We start from the raw sequence: 22829 nt of genomic DNA, 5'->3' as shown, positions 1-22829 counted from the left end.
TATGACCACCTTCTCTCCCCGTGAAATCGTTTCGGAACTCGACCGCTTCATCATCGGCCAGAAGGACGCCAAGCGCGCCGTGGCCATTGCCTTGCGCAACCGCTGGCGCCGCCAGCAGCTGGAAGGCCAGATGCGCGAAGAGGTGATGCCGAAGAACATCCTGATGATCGGCCCGACCGGCGTCGGCAAGACCGAGATCTCGCGCCGCCTGGCGCGACTCGCCGGTGCGCCTTTCGTCAAGGTCGAGGCCACCAAGTTCACCGAAGTCGGCTATGTCGGCCGCGATGTCGAGCAGATCATCCGCGACCTGGTCGAGATCGCCATCGGCCTGGTGCGCGAGAAGATGCGCGAGGACGTGAAGGCGCGCGCGCACCTCAATGCCGAGGAGCGCGTGCTGGAAGCCCTGGTCGGCAAGACGGCGAGCCCGGCGACCCGCGATTCCTTCCGCAAGAAGCTGCGCGACGGCGAGCTCGATGACAAGGAGATCGAGATCGAGGTTGCCGACACCGGCACCGGCGGCATGCCCGGCTTCGAGATCCCCGGCATGCCGGGCGCCAATATCGGCGTGCTCAACATCAACGACATGCTGTCGAAGGCGATGGGTGGCAAGAAGACCAAGGCGCGCAAGACGACGGTCAAGGAATCCTACGCGCTGCTGGTCAACGACGAGTCCGACAAGCTGCTCGACCAGGACGAGGTGGTGCGCCGGGCGCTCGACGCGACCGAAAATGACGGCATCGTCTTCCTCGACGAGATCGACAAGATCGCCTCGCGCGAAGGCGGCATGGGCGCCGGCGTCTCGCGCGAAGGCGTGCAGCGCGACCTGCTGCCGCTGATCGAAGGCACGACGGTGGCGACCAAATATGGACCGTTGAAGACCGACCACATCCTGTTCATCGCCTCGGGCGCATTCCATGTCTCGAAGCCCTCCGACCTGTTGCCGGAATTGCAGGGCCGCCTGCCGATCCGTGTCGAGTTGCGGGCGCTGGAGAAGGACGATTTCATTCGCATCCTCACCGAGACCGAGGCGAGCCTGATCAAGCAGTATATCGCACTGATGAAGACCGAAGGCGTCGATCTCACCTTCACCGACGACGCCATCGATTCGCTGGCCGGCATTGCCGTCGACCTCAACGCCAGTGTCGAGAACATCGGCGCGAGACGCCTGCAGACGGTGATGGAGCGTGTGCTGGACGAGATCTCCTACGACGCGCCGGACCGCAACGGCACCAGCGTCGCCATCGATGCCGCCTATGTGGAAAAGCATGTCGGCGACCTCTCGCGAAACACAGATTTGTCGCGATTCATCCTTTAAACGAGGGCGCCGGTTCATCCGGCGCCGGTATTAGAGCGCCGCGCGTCCTTTGGACACGCAAAGGTCGCTCTAGCAGTATTGAATCGATGCATCGGACTTTCCAAAAATCGGTTTCGATCTTTGGGCCGATGCTTAGGCAACAATCCGGCTAACAGCTTGATGTGTGGCCGGATGGTATCATCGGGCCACCTTTCGTCTTGCCGGGTGCAAGGGCGCTCTCGACTCGACCGGGAGCTTTACCTAGTTTGCGCGGCAATTCTCTAGGCGGCGGCGCATGAAAAAACTGATCCTGCTCATTCTCGGCTTGACGCTGGCGGCGACGCTGTTCGCGGCTGACGCGGCGACATTGGTGCCGGCGGGCAACCGCAATGTCGTGCAGCCTGACATACCGGGCGCCTCCAGCCGCCGCACCCAGGCCACCAACACCACCTTCCAGGCCAAATACCGCAAGGTCTACGCTCTGTTGCAGAACGACGCCGAATTGCGCGCCAAGATCAGGAAGGCGGCTGCCGCTTACGGCATCAACCCCTTGCACATCGTCGGCGCCATCGTCGGCGAGCACACCTACAATGTCGATGCCTACGACCGGCTGCAGACCTACTACGTCAAGGCGATCTCCTACCTCTCCAGCAAGCTGTCCTTCGCCTATGACGGCGAGGACATCACCGATTTCGTGCAGCGGCCGGAATTCAAGAAGTGCACGATGTCGGACAGCTACGACCTGTGGGAATGCCGCGAGCAGGTGTGGAACCGCTCCTTCCGCGGCAAGACCGTCGGCGGCACAAGCTTTCCCAACGACCGCTTCGGCGCAACCTTCTTCCAGCCCTACTATGCCGGCCAGACCTTTGGCCTCGGCCAGCTCAACCCGCTGACCGCGCTGCAGATGAGCGATCTCGTGCACAAGGTGTCGGGGCTGCCCGAGCTCGATGTCGGCGATCCCAATGGGGTCTACAAGACCATCATGGATCCGGACCTGACATTGCCCTACGTCGCAGCGACGATCAGGAAGTCGATCGACGCCTACAAAAACATTGCCGGCTTCGACATCTCAGGCAATCCGGGGCTGACCGCCACGCTCTACAATGTCGGCAATCCCGAGCAGCGCGCCTATGCGCTGAAGGCCGAGAACGACAAGCGCCGCGCGGCGGGTGAGGCGGTCAAACTGCCCGAGGAGAATTATTACGGCTGGCTGGTCAACGACAAGCTGGACGAGCTGAAGGCGCTGTTTTAGCGGGCTTAGCTCAGCCGTCTACCTCCCCCTTTGTGGGGAGGTCGGACCGCAGGTCCGGGTGGGGGCCGGTGCCGCACCCCCGCCCCGCTGCTTCGCAGCGACCCTCCCCACAAGGGGAGGGTAAGTCAGTCCTTCACGCTGCCAGCAACGACTTCAGCTTCACATCCGGCGACCCCAACGCCTCCGGCGCCGGCCTAGCCCGCTTGGCGATCAGCATCTCGGCCAGCCTGATGTCGCGCGCCACGGCATTGCCCGTACCGAGGCCGCTCGCCGCCACCAGCCTGCCATCCTCGGCCAGATGAAACAGAATAAAAGCACCGTCGCCGAGATCGCGGCGGACCGTGCTTTTGCCCTCGTCCGAAAGGCCGGCGACCTGCAGCGACAAACCATACTGATCCGACCAGAACCATGGCACCGCGGCATGCGCTTCGCGGGCGCCCAGCATGTTCTTCGCGGCCAGCGCACCCTGTTCCTGCGCATTGCGCCAGGCTTCCAGCCGCACCCGCCGGCCAGCATAGACAGCGAGCGGAAACGAGCAGCAATCGCCGGCGGCGAAGATGTCGGGATCGATTGTTTGGAGTTCGCCATTGACGGCGATGCCGTTATCGACGGTCAGGCCCGCTTCCGCGGCAAGCCCGGTCACCGGCACGGCGCCGATGCCGATGACGGCGAGATCGGCGACGATGTCCTGCCCATCGGCGAGCATGATGTGCACCTCAGCGCCGTCGTCGGCGATATCAGCGATGCCCTGACCGGTGAGCACGGTCACGCCTTCGGCCTCATGCGCCTGATGGATGATTTCAGCGATCTCCGCCGGCACCCCGCGCATGAGGATGCGCGGCTGCGCCTCGATGACGGAGACTGCAGCCCCTGCCTTGCGCGCCGAAGCGGCGAGCTCCAGGCCGATAAAGCCACCACCAATGATGGCGATGCGGTTTGCCGGGCTGAGGTGGGCGCGAATGGCCAGCGCGTCGGCAAAGGTGCGGAGGTAGACGCAGCGCGACCCCAATCCCGGCATCGGCAGCTTGCGCGGTGTCGAGCCGGTCGCCAGCAGCAGCTTGTCGTAGGGCAGGGCCGAACCGTCCGACAGCCGCACCATATGCGCCGGGCGGTCGATCGCCACCGCTTGAACGGAATGGATATGCCGGATCGATTTCTCGGCCAGAATTGCGTCGCTGGCGATCGTCTTGATCTCGGCCGCGTCGCTCGTCATTGCGTCCTTGGACAGGGGCGGCCGCTCATAGGGCAGATGGGGTTCGTCACCCACCAGCGTCACCGGCCCGTCATAGCCCAGTTCGCGCAGAGCAAGGGCTGCCCGCCCGCCGCACTCGCCGGCGCCAATGATGACCATTCCCGCCTGCATGGTCCTACCCGATCTGGATCAGCACTTTGCCGGCCTCGACCTTTACCGGATACGTGGCGAGATTGACGCAAACCGGCGCGCCCCGTGCCGCCCCCGTCTTGTAATTGAAGCGGCCATTGTGCTTGGGGCACTCGATGATGTCATCCATCACCAGCCCGTCGGCCAGATGCACCTTTTCGTGCGTGCACAGGCCATCGGTGGCGAAGTAGTCGTCATCGGGGCTGCGATAGATGGCGAAGGTGCGGCCGCCATGATCGAAGCGCATCACATCTTCTTCGTCGATGTCGCCGGCGGCGCAGGCTTCGATCCAGTCGCTCATGTGTTCCTCCCAAAAGCAATTCCAGGAAAAGTGCGTTGCGGTTTCCGTTCGGAGTTGCGTCAAAACAAAAGCTTAATCGCGCGATCATTCCGCCGCGGCGGCGACGACGTCGTTGTGGAATTCCTCGCGGTACGGCCGCGCCGTCGGCGGCAATTCGCGCTTGAGGAAATAGTCCTCGTTGCGCAGCTGGCGCAAAAAGGCCGGGATCATCTCACGATAGCCGGCCAGGATCGACGGCGTCGGCGCCGGCAGATCGTGCTTGATCAGCGCATGCAGTTTGGGCAGCGCATGATAGGGCACCATCGGGAACATGTGGTGTTCGACGTGATAGTTCATGTTCCAGTAGATGAAGCGGCTGACCGGGTTCATGTAGACGGTGCGGCTGTTCAGCCGGTGGTCGACGACATTTTCGGCGAGCCCGCCATGCTGCAGCAGGCCGACCATGACATGATGCCAGGCGCCGTAGAGCCGGGGCAGCCCGACCAGCATCAGCGGCAGCCATGAGCCGAAATACAGTGCGATCGCGATGGTGACGGCATAGATGGCCGTCCAGATTCGGGCGATGCGAATGGCTTTAGGCTGCTCCTGTTCGGGGATAAAAGTCTTTTCCGCCGCGCTGATATTGCCGGCGGCGTTGCGCAGCATGTCCGACATCGCCTTCCAGGCGTCGATCACGCCGACGAAAGCAAGCGCGACGCGCAACAGGTCCGGCGGGCGCATCACCGAGATTTCCGGGTCGCGGCCGACGATGATGGTGTCGGTGTGGTGGCGGGTGTGGCTCCAGCGCCAGGTCACCGGATTGCGCATGATCATGAAGCAGGCGATCTGGTAGACCGCGTCGTTCATCCACTGCGTGCGGAAGGCAGTGCCATGGCCGCATTCGTGCCAGCGTGAATCGGTGGACGAGCCGTAGAGCACGCCATAGACGAAGAAGAACGGCACGCACCACCAGCTGCCCCAGAACCAGGCGCCGCCGGCGGCACTCAGGATCAGCGCGGCGAGCCAGATCGTGGTGTCGCGGATCGCCGGCCCATCGGAGCGCTGCATCAGCTCCTTCATCTGCTTGCGCGGAATATCGGTGTGATACCACTCGGCCGCCGACAGGCCGGTCTCGACGGCGAGCTTGGCGTCGCGGCCGATCAGGCTGTAGTCGCGCCGGGACGGTGGTGTGGATAGTGTCGCTTCCATAGGGGCTGCCTCCGTCGGCCACAGCATCCGTCAGGACGGATATGTCCATTACAGGCGCCTGTGTCCGAGCGCAAAATAGCGCCATGCGGTGATAGTCTCAATATCACAAAGATAGTTTCTATCATTTTCCATCAGAACGATGTAAGCAGTTGCAGGCACTCATGCGGGACAGTCATGGCAAAACGGCCAACCATCACCGATCTGGCGCGCATCTCCGGCGTTAGCGTCGCCACTGTCGACAGGGTGCTGAACAACCGGCTGCCGGTGCGCGAGGAAACCGCGCGCCGCGTCTATGAGGCGGCGACCGGCATCGGCTACCACGCCGCCGGGCTGATCAAGCGGCGCATGCGCCAGGAATTGCCGGAATACCGCCTCGGCTTTCTGCTGCTGCGGGGCAATGATGTTTTTTACGGCGATTTCGCGAGGGAGCTAGAAATGGCGGTCTCGCAATCGCAGCGCTTCCGCGGCGTCGCCACCATCGATTTCGCCAGCTCGCTAGCCGCCGACGAGATCGCCGCCCAGATGCGCAAGCTGGCAGCGAAATCCAGAGCAATCGCCGTTGTCGGTCCGGACCATCCGACGCTGACGGCGGTCGTGGAGTCGCTGAAAGCGAGGGGGCAACCTGTCTTCTCGCTGCTGTCCGACTTTGCCGCTGGCATCCGTGAGGGATATGTCGGCCTCGACAATCGCAAGGTCGGTCGCACCGCGGCCTGGATGATCGCCAGGGCGGCAAAGAACCCCGGCAAGGTCGCCCTTTTCGTCGGCAGTCATCGCTTCCACGGCCATGAACTGCGCGAGATCGGATTTCGCTCCTTCTTCCGCGAACATGCGCCGGACTTCACGGTGATGGAAACGCTGGTCAATCTGGAAGCCAACCAGGTCACCCACCATGCGATGATCGATCTCCTGGTGCGGTATCCGGATCTTGCCGGCTGCTATGTCGCCGGCGGCGGCATGGAAGGCGCGGTCTCGGCGCTGCGCGCAGCGAAGCCCGCAAACATGCCGGTGGTCGTCTGCAACGAGATCAACGCCGAATCGCGCGCGGCACTCGCCGACAACATCCTGACTATGGTGATCTCGACGCCGCTCGCCGCCTTGTGCCGCGAGCTTGTCGACCTGATGGCGCATTCCATCGAGGCCGGCGCCGCCAACGCGCCGGGCCAGACCTTTCTGCCCTTCGACATCTATCTGCCGGAAAATATCTAACGCGTTGCCGCGCCGACCCGTTCGGCGTGGGCTCTCCCGGCGATGATAGAATCTATCAGATTCTGCCTTCAGACTCGGCCTGGGCCGCTGTCGGCCTTGATTCGACGTGAAATTGCGGCGCGGCGACCGAAAATCCGCTTTCCGACTTAGGAATCGCTCTTGACGTCTCGCGAAAAAATGGAATAAATATTTCATCAGATTGGTATTTTGGTTCTTTCGTTCCGGAACATCTGTTTCAAACTGGGAGCCTGGCGTTCCATCCCTTGGACAAAACGCCATACGGAACAGGAAGGCATCAGGGAGAGATTCCTCGGGCTATCGGGGATTCCGGGTAGATCGGTGCAGCCGGACACCAATGTGGAGGAGAAACACAATGAAGAAACTGATTTTGGGCGTCGCCTTTGCGGCGCTGATGAGTTCGTCCGCTTTTGCCGCCAAGGTCGGCGTGTCGATGGCCAAGTTCGACGACAACTTCCTCACCGTGCTGCGCAACGGCATGATCGAGCAGGCCAAGGGCATGAGCGGCGTGGAACTGCAGGTCGAGGACGCGCAGAACGACGTCGCCAAGCAGCTCGACCAGATCAAGAACTTCGCCGCCTCGGGCGTCGACGCCATCATCGTCAACCCGGTCGACACCTCGGCCACGCAGGCGATGTCGGACGCCGCCGCAGCCGCCAAGATCCCGTTGGTCTATGTCAACCGCCAGCCGGTCAATGTCGACACGCTGCCGGACAACCAGGCCTTCGTCGCGTCGAACGAGGCCGATTCCGGCACGCTCGAGACCAAGGAAGTCTGCCGCCTGTTCACCGAGGCCGGCAAGAAGGAAGCCAATGTCTATGTCATCATGGGCGAGCTTTCCAACCAGGCCGCCGTGCAGCGCACCAAGGACATCGAAGAGGTGATCGCCACGCCGGAGTGCAGCTTCATCAAGATCATCGACAAGCAGACTTCGAACTGGAACCGCGACGAAGCGCAGAACCTGATGACCAACTGGCTGTCGACCGGCAAGCCGTTCGACGGCGTCATCGCCAACAATGACGAAAGCGCCATCGGCGCCATCCAGGCGATGAAGGCCGCCAACATCGACATGAAGACGGTCGTCGTCGGCGGTGTCGACGCCACGCAGGACGCGCTTGCCGCCATGCAGGCCGGCGACCTCGATGCCACCGTGTTCCAGGATGCGGCCGGCCAGGGCGCCGGCGCTCTGGACGCAGCGCTGAAGCTCGCCAAGGGCGAGAAGGTCGAGCACAAGGTCTACGTGCCCTTCCAACTCGTGACGCCAGCCAACATCGACAAGTTCCTGAAGAAGAACTGAGCCGGCGACTCCTTCGACTAACGGAGCGGCGCATCAATCGCGCCGCTCCCGTTTCCCTCACCGCCCTTACGTGCGGGAGGGCAAATGCCGCCTCACGGAGGACAGACATGTCACAGACATCTCATGGCGTCGGCGGGGTCAGCTATGACGCGAAGAGGCGGACATGGCCGGCCGAATTCAACGTCTTCCTGGCGCTGGTCATTCTGGTCGTCATCTTCGAAATGATCGGCCGCATCTTTCTTGGCGACAGCTTCCTGTTCAACACGCGCGACAACGTCGCCGGGATCTTCAATGAGGCCCGCCTGCAGATCATCATCCTGCAGGTGTCGATCGTCGGCATCATCGCCATCGGCGTCACGCAGGTGATCATTTGCGGCGGCATCGACTTGTCCTCGGGCTCGATCGTCGGCGCCACCGCCATGATCGCCATGAGTTTTGCCCAGGTGGCGACGGTCAACGGTAACCCCAACCCCAAGGCGATGTTCCTGGCGCAAGGCTGGACCGACCTGCCGGTCGTCGTGCCGGTACTGGTCGCCATCGGCTGCGGTCTGCTCGCCGGTCTCGTCAACGGCTCCTTGATTGCATACACGCGCATTCCGCCGTTCATCGCCACGCTCGGCATGATGGTGACCGCGCGCGGCATTGCCAAATGGTGGTCCAAGGGTCAGCCGATCTCGTTTCCGACCGAAAGTTTCGCTGGGATCGGCAAGGGCCTGATGCCGGTCATCATCTTCCTGTCGCTGGCGGTGCTGTTCCAGCTGATCATGACCTACACACGCTACGGCAAGCACTGCTACGCCATCGGCTCCAACGAGGATGCCGCGCGCATGTCGGGCATCAAGATCGCCAACCACAAGATCCTCGTCTATGTCATTGCCGGCATCCTCGCCGCGCTGGCCGCCGTCGTGCTCTCCTCCAAGAACCTGACAGCACAGTCCGGCATGGGCGTCATGTACGAGCTCGACGCCATCGCCATGGCGGTCATCGGCGGCGTCTCTTTGTCGGGCGGCCGCGGCTCGATCGTCGGCACCGTGATCGGCTCGCTGATCTTCGGCGTCATCATTTCCGGCTTCACCTTCCTGCGCCTCGACGCCTACTATCAGGAGATGGTCAAGGGCGTGATCATCGTCGGCGCGGTCGTTCTCGACCAATGGCGCCAGCGCATGCGGGCATTGAGGGCTTGACCATGCCAGATATCTCCACGACAGACATCGTCCTGAAGACCGAAAACCTGACCAAACGCTATGGCGGCGTCCATGCGCTGGAAGGCGCGAATTTCGAGCTGCGCAAGGGCGAGCATGTCGCCATCATGGGCGACAATGGCGCCGGCAAATCCACCTTCGTGCGCCAGATCACCGCCGTCGAGCAGCGCACCAGCGGCCAGATCTGGTTCGACGGCAGGGAAGTGAATTTTGCCGGGCCGATCGAAGCGCGCACGGCGGGCATCGAGACCGTGTTCCAGAACCTGGCGCTGGCCGACGATCTCGACGTGCCGTCGAACCTGTTCCTCGGCCGCGAAAAGGTGCTTTTCAATCTCGGCCCGTTCTCGATCCTCGACCGCAAATACATGCGCAAGGCGACCGAGGCGGCGCTGATCCGCACGGCAGTGAAAATCCCCAATTTGTCCAACACCATTCGCCACATGTCGGGCGGCCAGCGCCAGTGCGTTGCGATCGCCCGGACCGCGACCTTCGCCTCCAAGCTGATCATCATGGACGAGCCGACGGCAGCCCTTGGCGTGCAGGAGACCGCGCAGGTCGAAAACATCATCCGCACGCTGAAGGACAATGGCGAACCGCTGATCCTGATCAGCCACAACATGCGCCAGGTGTTCGACCTGTGCGACCGTATCGTCGTCTTCCGGCGCGGCCGCATCGTCGCCAACCTGCGCAAGGAAAACACCGACGGCAACGACATCGTCTCCTACATCACCGGCGCCAAGACCGGGGAGGCGGAACTCGCGGCCTGAACAGGATGGTCATCCTGTTTTCTGGCGTGCTCCAAAAATTATCTTGCCACCTTTCTCAAAAGGAAGGTGGAGACACAACTCTCTCGAACCCATCCCCCTAGAGGAAATACCCCATGACTGTTCGTTTCGCCCTCCTCGGTGCCGGCCGCATCGGCAAGGTCCATGCCCGCGCCGTCGGCTCCAACCCGCAGGCCAGACTGGTGGCCGTTGCCGACGCTTTTGAAAAGGCGGCGACCGAGTTGGCAACCGCCTATGGCGCCGAAGTGCGCACCATCGACGCGATCGAGAAGGCCAAGGACATCGACGCCGTGGTCATCTGCACGCCGACCGACACCCATGCCGATCTGATCGAGCGTTTCGCCAAGGCCGGCAAGGCGATCTTCTGCGAGAAGCCGATCGACCTCGACGTCAAGCGCGTCGAGAAGTGCCTGGCCGTGGTCGACAAGGCCAAGGCGACGCTGATGGTCGGCTTCAACCGCCGCTTCGATCCGCACTTCGCCGCCGTGCGCAAGGCGATCGACGACGGCGCCATCGGTACTGTCGAGATGGTCACCATCACCTCGCGCGATCCGGGCGCGCCGCCGGTCGATTACATCAAGCGGTCGGGCGGCATTTTTCGCGACATGACCATCCACGATTTCGACATGGCGCGCTTCCTGCTCGGCGAAGAGGTGGCGGCGGTCAGCGCCCATGCTTCGGTGCTGGTCGACAAGAAGATCGGCGAGGCCGGCGATTTCGATTCGGTCAGCGTCATCCTCGAAACCGCGTCCGGGAAGCAGGCCGTCATCTCCAATTCGCGCCGCGCCACCTATGGCTACGACCAGCGCATCGAGGTGCATGGCTCCAAGGGCATGGTCGCCGCCGAAAACCAGCGGCCTGTGTCGATCGAGGTCGCCAATGAGAAGGGCTATACGCGCCCGCCGCTGCACGACTTCTTCATGACCCGCTATCTCGACGCCTACGCCATCGAGATTGCCGCTTTCATCACTGCTGCAACCTCGGGCAAGAAGGCATCGCCGAGCGGCGCCGACGGCCTCGTGGCGCTGAAGCTGGCCGATGCCGCGCTGAAGTCGGCGACATCAGGCAAGACCGTCCGTCTCGACAAGTAAGAACCGGAACCAAGGCACAGGAGCAGAGCGATGAGCACATCCGCCGATCGCAATTCGAACACGCGCGCCATCGTCACCGGCGGCGCGCAAGGCATCGGCTTTGCCGTCGCCGAAGCGCTGGCCGACGAGGGCTGCAAGGCGCTGGCGCTCATCGGCCGTTCGCAGGAGAAGGGCGACAAGGCGGTCGCCCACTTCAACAACGCCGGCGTCGACGCGATCTTCATCAGCGCCGACGTTTCGAAGGTGGCCGACTGCAAGCGTGCCGTCGCCACCGCCGTCTCGCATTTCGGCACCATCAACGCGCTGGTCAACGCCGCAGCCACCTCCGCGCGCGGGTCGCTGGTCGAAACCTCCGAGGAGACCTTCGACCAGATTTTCCAGACCAACGTGCGCGGCCCGTTCTTCCTGATGCAGGGCGTGGTGGCCCATCTCCTGGACCAGAAGGCGCCGGGCTCGATCGTCAACGTGCTGTCTATGTCGGCGCATTGCGGCCAGTCCTTCCTGGCGCCCTATTCCTCGAGCAAGGGTGCGCTGGCGACGCTGACCAAGAACGTCGCCAACGCCTATCGTTTCAACCGCATCCGCTGCAACGCCGTGCTACCGGGCTGGATGGACACCGAGGGCGAGGACATCGTGCAGAAGAAATGGCACGGTGCCTCCGACGACTGGCTGGCAAAGGCAGAGGCCGGCCAGCCCATGGGCCAACTGGTGAAGCCCGACCAACTGGCGCGGCTGATCAGCTACATGGCCAGCCCGCAATCCGGTGTCATGACCGGCTCGCTGGTTGACTACGACCAGAACGTCGCGGGGACCTCGCCGGAGTAGCCTCAAACCCTGTTGCAGCAACATCGCCATTCCCACATAGTCATTATAGTCAGGCTAGTCACGAGCATGCGATGCTAACGTCATCCAAAGACACCAACTGGACGGTTGCCGGGGCAAAAGCCCGGCTCTCCGAGGTCATCGAGCGCGCACAGTCCTCGCCGCAGACGATCACCAAGAACGGCAAACCAAGCGTGGTTGTCGTCTCGGCCGAGGAATGGCAGCGCAAGATCGCACGCAAGGGTACGCTTGCCGAGTTCCTGCTGGACTCGCCGCTGCGCGGCGCCGATCTCGAGCTTGAACGTCAGCGCGACGAACCGCGTGACCTGCCGCCGTGAGACTGCTGCTCGACACGAATGTCCTGTCCGAGGTGACGAGGCTAGCGCCTGACGCACGTGTCCTGGGCTGGCTGGACGAGCTTGATGAGGACCGCTCCTCATCAGCGTAGTGTCGATCGCCGAGATCCGGCGCGGCGTCTCTCTGATGGATGAGGGCCGCAAACGCGAGGCGCTGGCCGAATGGCTCGCCCGGGACCTGCCCCAGCGCTTCGAACAGCGGGTTTTGCCGGTGAACGATGCGGTTGCCTTGGCCTGGGGCGACCTGATGGGTCTTGCGAAGCGCCGCGGTCGTGGTCTGTCGTCGATGGACGGCCTGATCGCAGCCACTGCGATTGCGCACGAGCTCACCTTGGCAACGTGCAATACGAAAGATTTCGAAGGCTTTGGGCTTGAACTCTTCGATCCCTGGACCGCATGAGCCGCTCCGCGTTATACGTGTTGGCGATTGGCGAACCGCCGGCACTTCGTCATCCACGGGCGGAGCAAGGAGCGTGGCGACGCAGCGCAGACCCGAGGATCCACGCCGCGACTTCAGAGCGCTGCTACGGTCCAGAATTCTGCTCCGCCGCACTCCACGGCCCAGGTCACGGAATGGATCCCAGGGTCTCCGCGACGGAGCTTCGCTCCTGCTCCGCCCAGGGATGACGAAATCGCGAGGATTCGGCCCATCCCGAATTGTCTCCGCATACCCCACGTGACAAACACCCCCGCATCGACTATATGAGCCTCATGATCAACCTGACCGCCACCTATTGGTACTTTACGAGCTCGCTGGCGGCGGGAGGATTGCGCTCGATCTGAAGATTGCAGCAACAAGTCCGAACAGCCGCCAGACCTGGCGGCTTTTTTGTATCAGCCGGCAGGTCTCCTAAAAACAGGAGCAGAAAGCCGTGTTGACCACCACAGACGATCTTCGGGTCAAGGAAATCCGAGAATTGAGTACGCCGGACGAGGTGATGCGGGAGATCCCGCGCACGCTGACGGCAACGCGCACCGTGAGCGCATCACGCAACGCCACCCATGCCATCTTGAACGGCACCGACGACCGGCTGCTTGTCATCGTTGGCCCGTGTTCGATCCACGACCCGGTCGCGGCCGTTGACTATGCCAGCCGGCTAGTGGCGCTGCGCGAGACCCTGTCCGACCGGTTGGAGATCGTCATGCGGGTCTATTTCGAAAAGCCGCGCACGACTGTCGGCTGGAAGGGCCTTATCAACGATCCCGATCTCGACGGCAGCTTCAACATCGACAAGGGGCTGCGGATGGCGCGCAACGTGCTGTCGGCGGTCAACAATCTCGGCCTGCCCTCGGCCACCGAATTTCTCGACATGACGACGCCGCAATACATTGCCGACCTCGTCGCCTGGGGCGCCATCGGCGCGCGCACCACCGAGAGCCAGATCCACCGCGAACTGGCTTCCGGCCTGTCCTGCCCGGTCGGCTTCAAGAACGGCACCGACGGCAATCTCAGGATCGCCGCCGAGGCGGTGAAATCCGCCGCCCAGCCGCATCATTTCATGGCGGTGACCAAGGGCGGACGCAGCGGCATTGCGACTACTACCGGCAATGAGGACTGCCACGTCATCCTGCGCGGCGGCGTTCAGCCGAATTACGATGCGGCGAGCGTCGAGGCGGCCTCGGTCGAACTTGCCCGCATCGGCGTCGCCCCCCGTCTGATGATCGATGTCAGCCACGCCAACTCGAGCAAGAAGCCGGAGAACCAGCCGAAGGTGGCGGCCGATGTCGCCGGCCAGGTGGCAGCAGGGGACGAGCGTATCATCGGCGTCATGATCGAGAGCAATCTCGTCGCCGGCCGGCAGGACGTGGTATCAGGCAAGCCGCTCGTCTATGGCCAGAGCATCACAGATGGCTGCATCGACTGGGCGACCACAGAGACTGTGCTGCACGGCCTCGCCGGCGCCGTAGAATGGCGCCGCTCAGCCCGCCGCGCCATGATGGAGAACCGGCCGGGCGCCGCCTGATACGAGGCGATGCGCGGGAAGGACGCTGCGGCTCCCCTTGCACCCCGGCAACCGGTCTGCTAAATACTGAACCGTATGGTTCAGTATACCGACTTGGATTCCTCGTTCGCCGCGCTCTCGGACGCCACCCGGCGTGGCGTTCTGGAGCAGCTCGGACGCGCAGACGCTTCGATCACCGAGCTTGCCGGAAAATTCCACATGACCCTCACGGGCATGAAGAAGCACGTCGGCGTCCTGGAGCAGGCGGGGCTCGTCACCACGCAGAAGGTTGGCCGCGTGCGGACCTGCAAGCTCGGCCTGCGCGGACTGGAGGAAGAGGCGGCCTGGATCGAGCGGCACCGCCTGCTCTGGGACGCACGCTTCAACGAGTTGGACAAGGTTGTCGAGGAATTGAAACGGAAGGAGAAAGCCGATGCGCCAAAGAACCGAGAGTGAGCCCACGAACAACCGCACGACGGTCGAACGGAAGTCCGAGCGCGAGCTGGTCGTCACGCGAACAGTCAACGGTCCGGCGCGCATCGTGTTCGAGGCGTGGACGAAGCCCGAGCTGTTCAAGCAGTGGTGGGTGCCGAAGTCGATGGGCATGTTCCTGCGTTCATGTGAGATGGATGCTCGTACCGGAGGCACGTACCGCCTGGTGTTCGGCCACGACGCCTCGGACCTTCACGAATTCTTCGGCAGGTATATCGAAGTGACACCGCACTCACGCCTTGTCTGGACCAATGACGAAGGTGGTGACGGTGGACCCGTCACCACGCTGACCTTCGAGGAAAAGGGTGGCAATACGCTGCTGGTCATGCACGAACTCTATCCCTCGAAGGAGGCTCTCGACGCGGCCGGTACCGGGGCGGCGGATGCGATGGGCGAGACGTTCGAGCAATTGGACGAGCTTCTCGTCGTCTTGGGCGAAGGCGTGAGGCGGTCATGACGTCATCGGTCTCGCGGACGGGGTAGCTGCCGCCCTCGACGACGAAAAGACCGGGACAGTGATCCGCAAGCGCCGCGCCGAGGCGAAGAAACGCGGCGTCATCGCTTGATCGGGATCACGCTGCCCTCAACCCTTCCCATGCCGTAAACACCGAGACCGCAAACAGCAGCAGTCCGGCCGCCCGGCCCGCAAACGCGGTCTTCCGCGGATTGGCCACCAGCAGATTGCGGCTGCGGCCGGCGGTGATGGCGAGCCCGCCATAGATCGCGGCCTGAGTCGCCACCGTCAGCAAGCCCATGACCGTCGCCTGCATCCAGATCGGGCCGTAATCCGGCTTCAGGAACTGCGGATAGACGGCAAATATGAAGAGATAGGCCTTCGGGTTGATCAGGCAGGTCACCAGTCCCTGGCGAAAGGCCTTCCAGGCCGTACGGCTGCCGGCGCGCCCGTCATGGCCGACGGTGATGGAACTGCGCATCAGCGAGATGCCGATGAAGGCCATGTAGGCGGCGCCGGCTATCAGCAGCGGCTTGTACAGGATCGGTACGAAATGCATCAGCAGGCCGACGCCGATGGCGCCGTTCAGCGTGTGCACGATGCCGCCGACCATGATGCCGCCGGTGGCGGCGAGGCCCCGGTCGCGGCCGCCGGTGAGCGCATTGGCAAGCACGAACAGCATGTCCATGCCGGGCACGATGATGATGCCGCACAGCAGGATAAAGAACAGCCAGAGATTTTCCGCGTAACTCATGTCAGTTGCCTGTCGCTTCCTGCTGGGGTGCCGTTGAGGAATTTGTTGATTTTCAACCCGATAGGCAGTCCAATAAATCATCCCAACTGACGGGGATGTGTCAGTAGCGTTTCATCAGGGAGAGGAAATGCGCAAGGCGTCGCGCCTGTTCGAGATCATCCAGATCCTGCGGCTGGCGCGGCAGCCGGTGACGGCGGCCATGATCGCCGGGCAGCTGGAAGTCACGATGCGTTCGATCTATCGCGACATCGCCGCACTGCAGGCGATGCGCGTGCCGATCGAAGGCGGGCGCGGTATCGGTTATATATTGCGGCCCGGCTTCGACCTGCCGCCGCTGATGTTTTCGATCGAGGAGATGGAGGCGATCGTCCTGTCGCTGGCGCTGCTGGAGCGCACGGGAGACAGCGAGCTCAAGCAGGCGGCCAAGCGCGTCAGCGCCAAGATCGCCGGCGCCGTGCCGCCGCCGTTGCGCCAGGCGTTCGACGCCAACGCACTGCATGTCTGGGGGTTCGCTGCACCGGCAATCGGCACCATCGATCTGGCGCTGGTGCGCCGCGCAATCCGCGACGAGGAAAAGCTCGACCTGTCCTATCGCGACGAAATCGGCCGCGCCTCCGAGCGGCTGATCCGTCCGATCGCGCTGATCTACTATTCAGAAACCGCCAACATCGTCGCCTGGTGCGAATTGCGCCAGGCCATCCGCAATTTCCGCAGCGACCGCATCGCGGATTGCCGGGCGACCGGGCTGCGCTTCAAGGGCGAAGGCGATCGCCTGCGGCAGGTCTGGGTCAGTGGCTGGGAGGCGAACGCTGTCGCTGGCGGCTGAAGCGGATCTTACCGCACATCCACCCAGCGCTTTTCCTCGAACGACCTCGCCATCGCGTGCACGGTGCGCTCGATCTCCAGCCCTTCGGCAAATTCGATGACCCGTGCCGGCTTGCCGGCAAGCCGCGTCAGCAATTCGTGGCACTCGATGATCTTGAGGTCGTTGAAACCTAGCCCATGGCCCGGCGCCGGGAGGAAGGCGTCGTAAGGCTTGTGGTGCGGCGCCACCAATATGGTGCGGTAGCCCTGTTCGGTCGGGCGATCGGCGGTGACGTAGAGCTGGATTTCGTTCATCCGCTCCTGGTCGAACAGGATCGATCCCTTGGAGCCGAAAATCTGTATGGCGATGCGGCCCTTGCGGCCCCAGGCCGAGCGGTTGACCAGCAGCGTGCCGGCAATGCCGTTTTCCAGATGCATCAAAACGCTGGCGATGTCGTAGGTCTCCACCGCACGGCGGCCGCCGCCGGCCAGCTTGCGGTCGACATAGGGTTTGGCCATGTCGCAGATGACTTTTGCGACGCGGCCGAACAGCGTCGACACCAGCGACAGCGGATGCACGGCGAAATCGTCGAGCGCGCCATAGCCGGATGCGGCCTCATGCTTCCAGAAGAACAGCGCTTCCGGATCGGCCATGAAGTCCTCGTCCATCTCGATGCGCAGATGGTTGACCTCGCCGATGATCTTTTCCTCGAGCAGCGCGCCGATGTGGCGGATGGCCGGGCTCTGTATGTAGTTGTAGCCAAGCGCTGCGACCTTGCCGGACTTCTTCGCCGCGGCCGCCATCGCCGCTGCTTCGGCAAAGCTCGGCGCCATCGGCTTCTCGCACCACAGATGCTTGCCGGCTTCGAGAATAGCGATGGCCATCTCCGGATGGAACTGATTGGGCGTGGTCAGCGAGACGATATCGACCTCGGGGTCGTTGACGACGGCACGCCAGTCGCCCGACGCCTTGGCGAAGCCGAACTCACCGGCCTTGCGCTTGGCCAGCTCCTCGTTGACCTCGCCGAGATGGACCAGCTTCGGCTTGGCGACATCGGGAAAGACGGCGCCGACGGCGCTCCACGCAATGGCGTGGCATTTGCCCATGAAACCCGTGCCGATAAGACCAACGCCGACCATTTCTTTCTCCCAATACCTGAAGCGATCGATGGATGAATTAGTCCATTTCTTCTCCGAATGGAATGTCTGCCTCATTTTTTATGGCCTTCTTGCGCAGGCTCGCTATGATGGGGCAGAGAGGACGTCACTTGAGTTAAAGAGAGCATGATGTCGTCCGAAAACCGCTGCACACTTTTCGGCATCATGCTCTAGATGAGCTTGGACGGGGCGACGATGGACGAACGGGTACCTCGCGACTTCGAGACGCTGCGCGCCACGATCCTCGATCGCCGTGAAACCTTGCCCAAGCGCATCGCCCAGATCGCCGCCTATGCGCTCGACAATCCCGATGACATCGCCTTCGGCACCGCCGCCAGCATCGCCGCTTCGGCGGGCGTGCAGCCGTCCACCTTGATCCGCTTTGCCCAGCAACTAGGCTTCGACGGCTTCACCAGCCTGCAGCAGGTGTTTCGCGAGCGGCTGCGCGAGCGCAATTCCTCTTATGACGAACGCCTGCAGGCGCTGCGCGCCAAGGCCGATGCGGGTGCTGGACACCGAGCCATCTTCGACGGCTTCGTCGCCGCCGCCAGCACTTCGCTCAACGATATTTCGCGCTCGCTGGACGAGGCGCATCTGGAAGACGCGATCTCGCTGCTGGCCAAGGCCGAGACCATCTATGTCCTGGCCAAGCGCCGCTCCTACCCGGTGGCGAGCTACATTGCCTATGCCTTGGGCAAGCTGAAGATCCGCAACCAGCTGATCGAATCCGCCGCCGGCCTCAATGCCGAGATGGTCGCCTTCGCCACCCCGGCGGACGCCGTCATTGCCATCAGTTTCTCGCCCTATGCGCCGGCCACCATCGAGGAGGCCCGCACCATTTCCGAACAGGGCGTGCCGATCATCGCCATCACCGACAGTTCGTTTTCGCCACTAGCGCAGTTCGCCAAGGTCTGGTTCGAGGTTGCCGAGGCCGATTTTGCCGGCTTCCGCTCGCTGTCGGCCACCATGGCGCTGGCCATGGCGCTCACCGTCGGCGTCGGCGAGAAGCGGCGCAGCACGGGCAAGAAGCGCAAAGCCTAGGCCGGCGCCGGGCGCTCGAATTCCCGAAAGGAATGCTCATTCCATATTGACTATGGATTGGAATTATTATTTCATATTCCCGGCGCCACGCTGCCGCTCGCGCGTGTCCCCCAACTACGTTGCTCAAGACAACAAGACCGACGGGAGGTTCCAATGAGCGAAGCCGTGGACGCCAAACAGGCGACGCTCGATGTCATCACCATCGGTCGCGCTTCCGTCGACCTTTACGGCCAGCAGATCGGCTCGCGGCTGGAGGACATCACCTCCTTTGCCAAATCGGTCGGCGGCTGCCCGGCCAACATCTCGGTTGGCACGGCGAGACTAGGCCTGCGCTCGGCGCTGCTCACCCGTGTCGGCGACGAGCAGATGGGCCGCTTCATCCGCGAGCAGCTGCGGCGCGAAGGCGTCAATGTCGACGGGCTGAAGACCGACAAGGAACGGCTGACGGCTCTGGTGCTGCTTTCGGTCGAGAGCGAAGGGGTCTCGCCGATGATCTTTTATCGCAGCGACTGCGCCGACATGGCGCTCGCCGAAGAAGATATCGACGAGGCTTTAATTGCCTCGGCCCGTTCCATCGTCGTCACCGGCACGCATTTTTCCCGACCCAACAGCGACGCCGCCCAGCGCAAGGCTATCCGCATCATCAAGGCCAGGGGCGGCAAGGTGGTGTTCGACATCGACTACCGCCCCAACCTCTGGGGACTCGCCGGCCATGCCGAAGGTTTTGAGCGCTATGTCAAATCCGACCGCGTCTCGGCCCAGCTGAAGACGGTGCTGCCCGATTGCGATCTCATCGTCGGCACCGAGGAAGAGATCATGATCGCCTCGGGCGCCGACGATTGCCTGAGCGCGCTGAAGACGATCCGCGCGCTGTCCAAGGCAACCATCGTACTGAAGCGCGGCGCCATGGGCTGCATCGTCTATGACGGACCGGTCAGCGACGATCTGGAAGACGGTATCGTCGGCAAGGGCTTTCCGATCGAGATCTATAATGTGCTCGGCGCGGGCGATGCCTTCATGTCCGGTTTTCTGCGCGGCTGGCTCGGTGGCGAAAACCTGGCAACGGCGGCGACCTGGGCCAATGCCTGCGGCGCTTTCGCCGTGTCGCGGCTGCTCTGCGCGCCGGAATATCCGACCTTCGAGGAATTGCAGTTCTTCCTCAAGAACGGCAGCAAGCACTTAGCGTTGCGCAAGGACGAGGCGATCAACCACATCCATTGGGCGACGACCCGCCGCCGCGACATCCCCTCCATGATGGCGCTCGCCTGCGACCACCGTGTGCAGCTCGAGGACGTCGCCGCCAGGACCGGCGCCGATCCGGCGCGCATCCGCGATTTCAAGGTGCTGGCGGTCAAGGCTGCGGCGAAAGTCGCCGCCGGCCGCGACGGCTGTGGCATGCTGATCGACGAGAAGCATGGCCGCGAAGCGATGTTCGAATTCGCCCGCCACCCCTTTGCCTGGCTCGGCCGTCCCGTCGAACTGCCGGGCTCGCGGCCGCTGCGCTTCGAGTTCTCGCAGGACATCGGCTCGCAACTGGTGGAATGGCCGGTCGACCACTGCATCAAATGCCTGTGCTTCTATCACCCCGACGATCCGGCAGCGCTCAAGGAAGAGCAGCAGCAGAAGCTGCGCTCGCTGTTCGAAGCCGCGCGGAAGGTCGGCCGGGAGCTTCTGGTCGAGATCATCGCCGGCAAGCACGGCAAGCTCGACGAAACGACCATCCCGCGCGCCCTGGAAGAACTCTATGCGCTTGGCATCAAGCCGGACTGGTGGAAGCTCGAACCGCAGGCGTCGGCCGGCGCCTGGGCCAAGATCGAAGCGGTGATCCTGAAGCACGATCCCTGGTGTCGTGGCGTCGTGCTGCTGGGTCTCGAAGCGCCGCAGGACGAACTGGAAGCGGCCTTTGCCGCCACCGCCAAGGCGCCGATTGTCAAGGGCTTTGCCGTCGGCCGCACCATCTTCGTCCACGCCGCCGAACAATGGCTGGCGGGCAAGATGACGGATGACGAGGCTATCGCCGACATGGCCGCGCGCTTCGAACAGTTGACCGAAGCGTGGCTTGCCGCGCGTGGCCGTAAAGCAGCATAAAGGCGCGGCAAGAGGACTGCGGAGGAAAACACCATGAGCAAGACAATCCGCCTGACGATGGCGCAGGCGCTGACCCGCTTTCTGAGCAAGCAGATGACCGAGATCGACGGCAGACCAGTGCCCATCTTCGGCGGTGTGTGGGCGATCTTCGGTCACGGCAATGTCGCCGGCATCGGCGAGGCGCTGTACCAGCTGCGCGACGAATTGCCGACCTTCCGCGCCCACAATGAGCAGGCGATGGCGCATGCGGCGATCGCCTATGGCAAGGCCAATTTCCGCCGCCGCTTCATGGCCGCGACCTCTTCGATCGGCCCCGGTGCGCTCAACATGGTGACGGCGGCGGCGCTCGCCCATGTAAACAGGTTGCCCGTCCTGTTTTTGCCGGGCGATGTCTTCGCCAACCGCATTCCCGACCCGGTGCTGCAGCAGGCCGAGGACTTTTCCGACGGCACCGCGACGGTCAATGACTGCTTCCGTCCGGTGTCGCGCTATTTCGACCGCATCACCCGTCCCGAGCAGATCATCCCGGCATTGGCGCGGACCATGCAGGTGCTGACCGATCCCGCGGAATGCGGCCCGGTGACGCTGTCGCTCTGCCAGGACGTGCAGGCCGAGGCTTATGACTATCCCGAGAGCTTTTTTGCCGAGCGCGTCTGGCACCAGCGCCGGCCGCGTCCGGACCGGAACGAGCTTGCCGCTGCGGTTGCGGCGCTGAAGGGCGCGAAGAAGCCGCTGATCATCGCCGGCGGCGGCGTGCTGTATTCGCAGGCTTCGGATGAACTGGCGAAATTCGCCGAGAGCGCCGGCATTCCGGTCTGCGAAACGCAAGGCGGCAAATCCTCGCTGCCCGACACGCATCCGCTCAACATGGCGGCGGTCGGCGTCACCGGCACGTCCGCGGCCAACCGGCTGGCGGAAGAAGCCGATGTCGTGCTCGCCATCGGCACCCGCCTGCAGGATTTCACCACTGGCTCATGGGCGCTGTTCAAGAATTCCGGCAAGACCATCATCGGACTCAACGTGCAGCTTTTCGATGCCGGCAAGCACCGCGCGCTGCCGCTGGTCGCCGACGCGGCCGAAGGGCTTGTCGAACTGGGTGCGGCGTTGGGGAGCTGGAAAGCACCGGCGACATGGACCGACAATGCGACCCAGGGCAAGAAGGCATGGCAGGCCGAAGCCTCGAAGGTGACGGCGTCGACCAACGCCGCCTTCCCGTCGGACGCGCAGGTGATCGGCGCCGTGCAGCGCGCGCTGGGGTCCGGCGTAACGCTGCTGAATGCGTCGGGCGGTTTGCCGGGCGAGTTGCACAAGCTCTGGCAGGCAGGCGCGCCCGGCTCGTACCATGGCGAATATGGCTTCTCGACCATGGGCTACGAGATTGCCGGCGGGCTCGGCGCCAAGATGGCCAAGCCCGACCAGGAGATAGTCGTCATGGTCGGGGACGGCTCCTACCTCATGATGAATTCCGAAATCGCCACGTCGGTGATGCTTGGCTTGAAGCTGACCATCGTGGTGCTCGACAACAGGGGTTATGGCTGCATCAACCGGCTGCAGATGGCCACCGGCGGCGCCAACTTCAACAACCTCCTGAAGGACGCGCGCCACGAGATCCTGCCCGACATCGACTTCGCCGTGCATGCGGCGAGCATGGGCGCTATTGCCGAGAAGGTGCCGTCGATCACCGGCCTGGAGACTGCGCTGCAAAAGTCGAAAACCAACGACCGCACCACCGTGCTGGTCATCGACACCGACCCGCTGATTTCCACCGATGCCGGCGGCCATTGGTGGGATGTCGCGGTGCCGGAAGTCTCCGCACGGCCGCAGGTCAACGCAGCGCGCAAGGCCTATGACGAAAAGCGGCAGATGCAGACAATCGGCGATTGATGTACATGCACCCGCCCC

21 protein-coding genes and 1 pseudogene are annotated in these 22829 nt (G+C 63.3%); 17 read left to right on the top strand and 5 right to left on the bottom strand.

Annotation, left to right across the window (positions count from 1 at the left end):
• The first annotated feature begins 1 nt into the window (after position 1).
• Both hslU and NLY43_RS17400 read left to right on the top strand, forming a co-directional pair.
• Positions 2-1315 carry an ATP-dependent protease ATPase subunit HslU gene (gene hslU / locus NLY43_RS17405; RefSeq protein ID WP_023672325.1) on the top strand — a complete coding sequence of 438 codons (1314 nt, stop codon included), beginning with the start codon at positions 2-4 and terminating at the stop codon, positions 1313-1315.
• Positions 1316-1589: 274 nt separating this feature from the next.
• Complete coding sequence (locus NLY43_RS17400) at positions 1590-2546, top strand: DUF1402 family protein (RefSeq protein WP_023710440.1); 957 nt, start codon at positions 1590-1592, stop codon at positions 2544-2546.
• Positions 2547-2679: 133 nt separating this feature from the next.
• Here the strand turns inward: NLY43_RS17400 and NLY43_RS17395 are convergent, their stop codons facing one another.
• The 3 genes from NLY43_RS17395 to NLY43_RS17385 form a co-directional block, all read right to left on the bottom strand.
• Positions 2680-3897 (bottom strand): NAD(P)/FAD-dependent oxidoreductase, encoded by a 1218-nt coding sequence (locus tag NLY43_RS17395; RefSeq protein WP_023710441.1) that lies wholly within the window; start codon positions 3895-3897, stop codon positions 2680-2682.
• 16 nt (positions 3898-3913) lie between these two features.
• Positions 3914-4228, bottom strand: coding sequence for a MocE family 2Fe-2S type ferredoxin (locus NLY43_RS17390; RefSeq protein WP_023672328.1), 315 nt, complete (start codon positions 4226-4228; stop codon positions 3914-3916).
• 84 nt (positions 4229-4312) lie between these two features.
• Positions 4313-5416, bottom strand: a complete 1104-nt coding sequence (locus tag NLY43_RS17385) for a fatty acid desaturase family protein (protein ID WP_023684067.1) — start codon at positions 5414-5416, stop codon at positions 4313-4315.
• Positions 5417-5590: 174 nt separating this feature from the next.
• On the opposite strand from NLY43_RS17385, the gene NLY43_RS17380 reads away from it, so the two are divergent.
• The 11 genes and pseudogenes from NLY43_RS17380 to NLY43_RS17330 all read left to right on the top strand — a co-directional run bounded on the left by NLY43_RS17380 (position 5591) and on the right by NLY43_RS17330 (position 15085).
• Positions 5591-6622, top strand: coding sequence for a LacI family DNA-binding transcriptional regulator (locus NLY43_RS17380; RefSeq protein ID WP_023710442.1), 1032 nt, complete (start codon positions 5591-5593; stop codon positions 6620-6622).
• A gap of 373 nt (positions 6623-6995) precedes the next feature.
• On the top strand, positions 6996-7937 hold the full coding sequence (locus NLY43_RS17375) for a sugar ABC transporter substrate-binding protein (protein WP_023684065.1): 942 nt from the start codon (positions 6996-6998) through the stop codon (positions 7935-7937).
• Positions 7938-8044: 107 nt separating this feature from the next.
• The gene (locus tag NLY43_RS17370) at positions 8045-9121 is read left to right on the top strand and encodes an ABC transporter permease (protein WP_023710443.1); all 1077 of its coding nucleotides are present in this window, start codon (positions 8045-8047) and stop codon (positions 9119-9121) included.
• 2 nt (positions 9122-9123) lie between these two features.
• Positions 9124-9906, top strand: coding sequence for an ATP-binding cassette domain-containing protein (locus NLY43_RS17365; protein ID WP_027049093.1), 783 nt, complete (start codon positions 9124-9126; stop codon positions 9904-9906).
• A 113-nt stretch (positions 9907-10019) separates the two neighbouring features.
• Positions 10020-11015 carry an inositol 2-dehydrogenase gene (iolG, locus tag NLY43_RS17360; RefSeq protein ID WP_023672333.1) on the top strand — a complete coding sequence of 332 codons (996 nt, stop codon included), beginning with the start codon at positions 10020-10022 and terminating at the stop codon, positions 11013-11015.
• A 30-nt stretch (positions 11016-11045) separates the two neighbouring features.
• Complete coding sequence (locus NLY43_RS17355; protein WP_023710444.1) at positions 11046-11840, top strand: SDR family oxidoreductase; 795 nt, start codon at positions 11046-11048, stop codon at positions 11838-11840.
• 71 nt (positions 11841-11911) lie between these two features.
• Positions 11912-12175: a type II toxin-antitoxin system Phd/YefM family antitoxin gene (locus tag NLY43_RS17350; RefSeq protein WP_023710445.1), complete on the top strand. Its 264-nt coding sequence runs from the start codon at positions 11912-11914 to the stop codon at positions 12173-12175.
• Positions 12172-12593: pseudogene (locus tag NLY43_RS17345) on the top strand (type II toxin-antitoxin system VapC family toxin). The gene NLY43_RS17350 and the pseudogene NLY43_RS17345 overlap by 4 nt, the downstream one beginning before the upstream one ends.
• A 472-nt stretch (positions 12594-13065) precedes the next feature.
• Positions 13066-14157 carry a 3-deoxy-7-phosphoheptulonate synthase gene (locus NLY43_RS17340; protein ID WP_023695981.1) on the top strand — a complete coding sequence of 364 codons (1092 nt, stop codon included), beginning with the start codon at positions 13066-13068 and terminating at the stop codon, positions 14155-14157.
• 75 nt (positions 14158-14232) lie between these two features.
• Positions 14233-14592 carry an ArsR/SmtB family transcription factor gene (locus NLY43_RS17335; protein WP_023672338.1) on the top strand — a complete coding sequence of 120 codons (360 nt, stop codon included), beginning with the start codon at positions 14233-14235 and terminating at the stop codon, positions 14590-14592.
• Positions 14570-15085, top strand: coding sequence for an SRPBCC domain-containing protein (locus NLY43_RS17330; protein ID WP_023703749.1), 516 nt, complete (start codon positions 14570-14572; stop codon positions 15083-15085). The genes NLY43_RS17335 and NLY43_RS17330 overlap by 23 nt, the downstream gene beginning before the upstream one ends.
• 115 nt (positions 15086-15200) lie before the next feature.
• On the opposite strand, the gene NLY43_RS17325 is transcribed toward NLY43_RS17330, so the two are convergent.
• Positions 15201-15836: a LysE family translocator gene (locus NLY43_RS17325; protein ID WP_023710446.1), complete on the bottom strand. Its 636-nt coding sequence runs from the start codon at positions 15834-15836 to the stop codon at positions 15201-15203.
• 127 nt (positions 15837-15963) lie between these two features.
• Between NLY43_RS17325 and NLY43_RS17320 the strand changes: the two genes are divergently transcribed.
• Positions 15964-16662, top strand: coding sequence for a helix-turn-helix transcriptional regulator (locus NLY43_RS17320; RefSeq protein WP_023687404.1), 699 nt, complete (start codon positions 15964-15966; stop codon positions 16660-16662).
• 8 nt (positions 16663-16670) lie between these two features.
• Here the strand turns inward: NLY43_RS17320 and NLY43_RS17315 are convergent, their stop codons facing one another.
• Positions 16671-17780, bottom strand: a complete 1110-nt coding sequence (locus NLY43_RS17315) for a Gfo/Idh/MocA family protein (RefSeq protein WP_023710447.1) — start codon at positions 17778-17780, stop codon at positions 16671-16673.
• A 213-nt stretch (positions 17781-17993) separates the two neighbouring features.
• On the opposite strand from NLY43_RS17315, the gene NLY43_RS17310 reads away from it, so the two are divergent.
• From NLY43_RS17310 to iolD, 3 genes are all read left to right on the top strand, one after another.
• Complete coding sequence (locus NLY43_RS17310) at positions 17994-18839, top strand: MurR/RpiR family transcriptional regulator (RefSeq protein ID WP_023703746.1); 846 nt, start codon at positions 17994-17996, stop codon at positions 18837-18839.
• A 153-nt stretch (positions 18840-18992) separates the two neighbouring features.
• Positions 18993-20927 carry a bifunctional 5-dehydro-2-deoxygluconokinase/5-dehydro-2-deoxyphosphogluconate aldolase gene (locus NLY43_RS17305; protein WP_023710448.1) on the top strand — a complete coding sequence of 645 codons (1935 nt, stop codon included), beginning with the start codon at positions 18993-18995 and terminating at the stop codon, positions 20925-20927.
• A gap of 33 nt (positions 20928-20960) precedes the next feature.
• Positions 20961-22811, top strand: coding sequence for a 3D-(3,5/4)-trihydroxycyclohexane-1,2-dione acylhydrolase (decyclizing) (gene iolD, locus NLY43_RS17300; RefSeq protein ID WP_023710449.1), 1851 nt, complete (start codon positions 20961-20963; stop codon positions 22809-22811).
• Positions 22812-22829 lie beyond the last annotated feature (18 nt).

The organism is Mesorhizobium sp. C416B (assembly GCF_030323165.1).
GTDB lineage: Bacteria > Pseudomonadota > Alphaproteobacteria > Rhizobiales > Rhizobiaceae > Mesorhizobium.
Note: the sequence above shows the minus strand (reverse complement) of the source record. Positions and strands in the feature narration are given on the sequence as shown.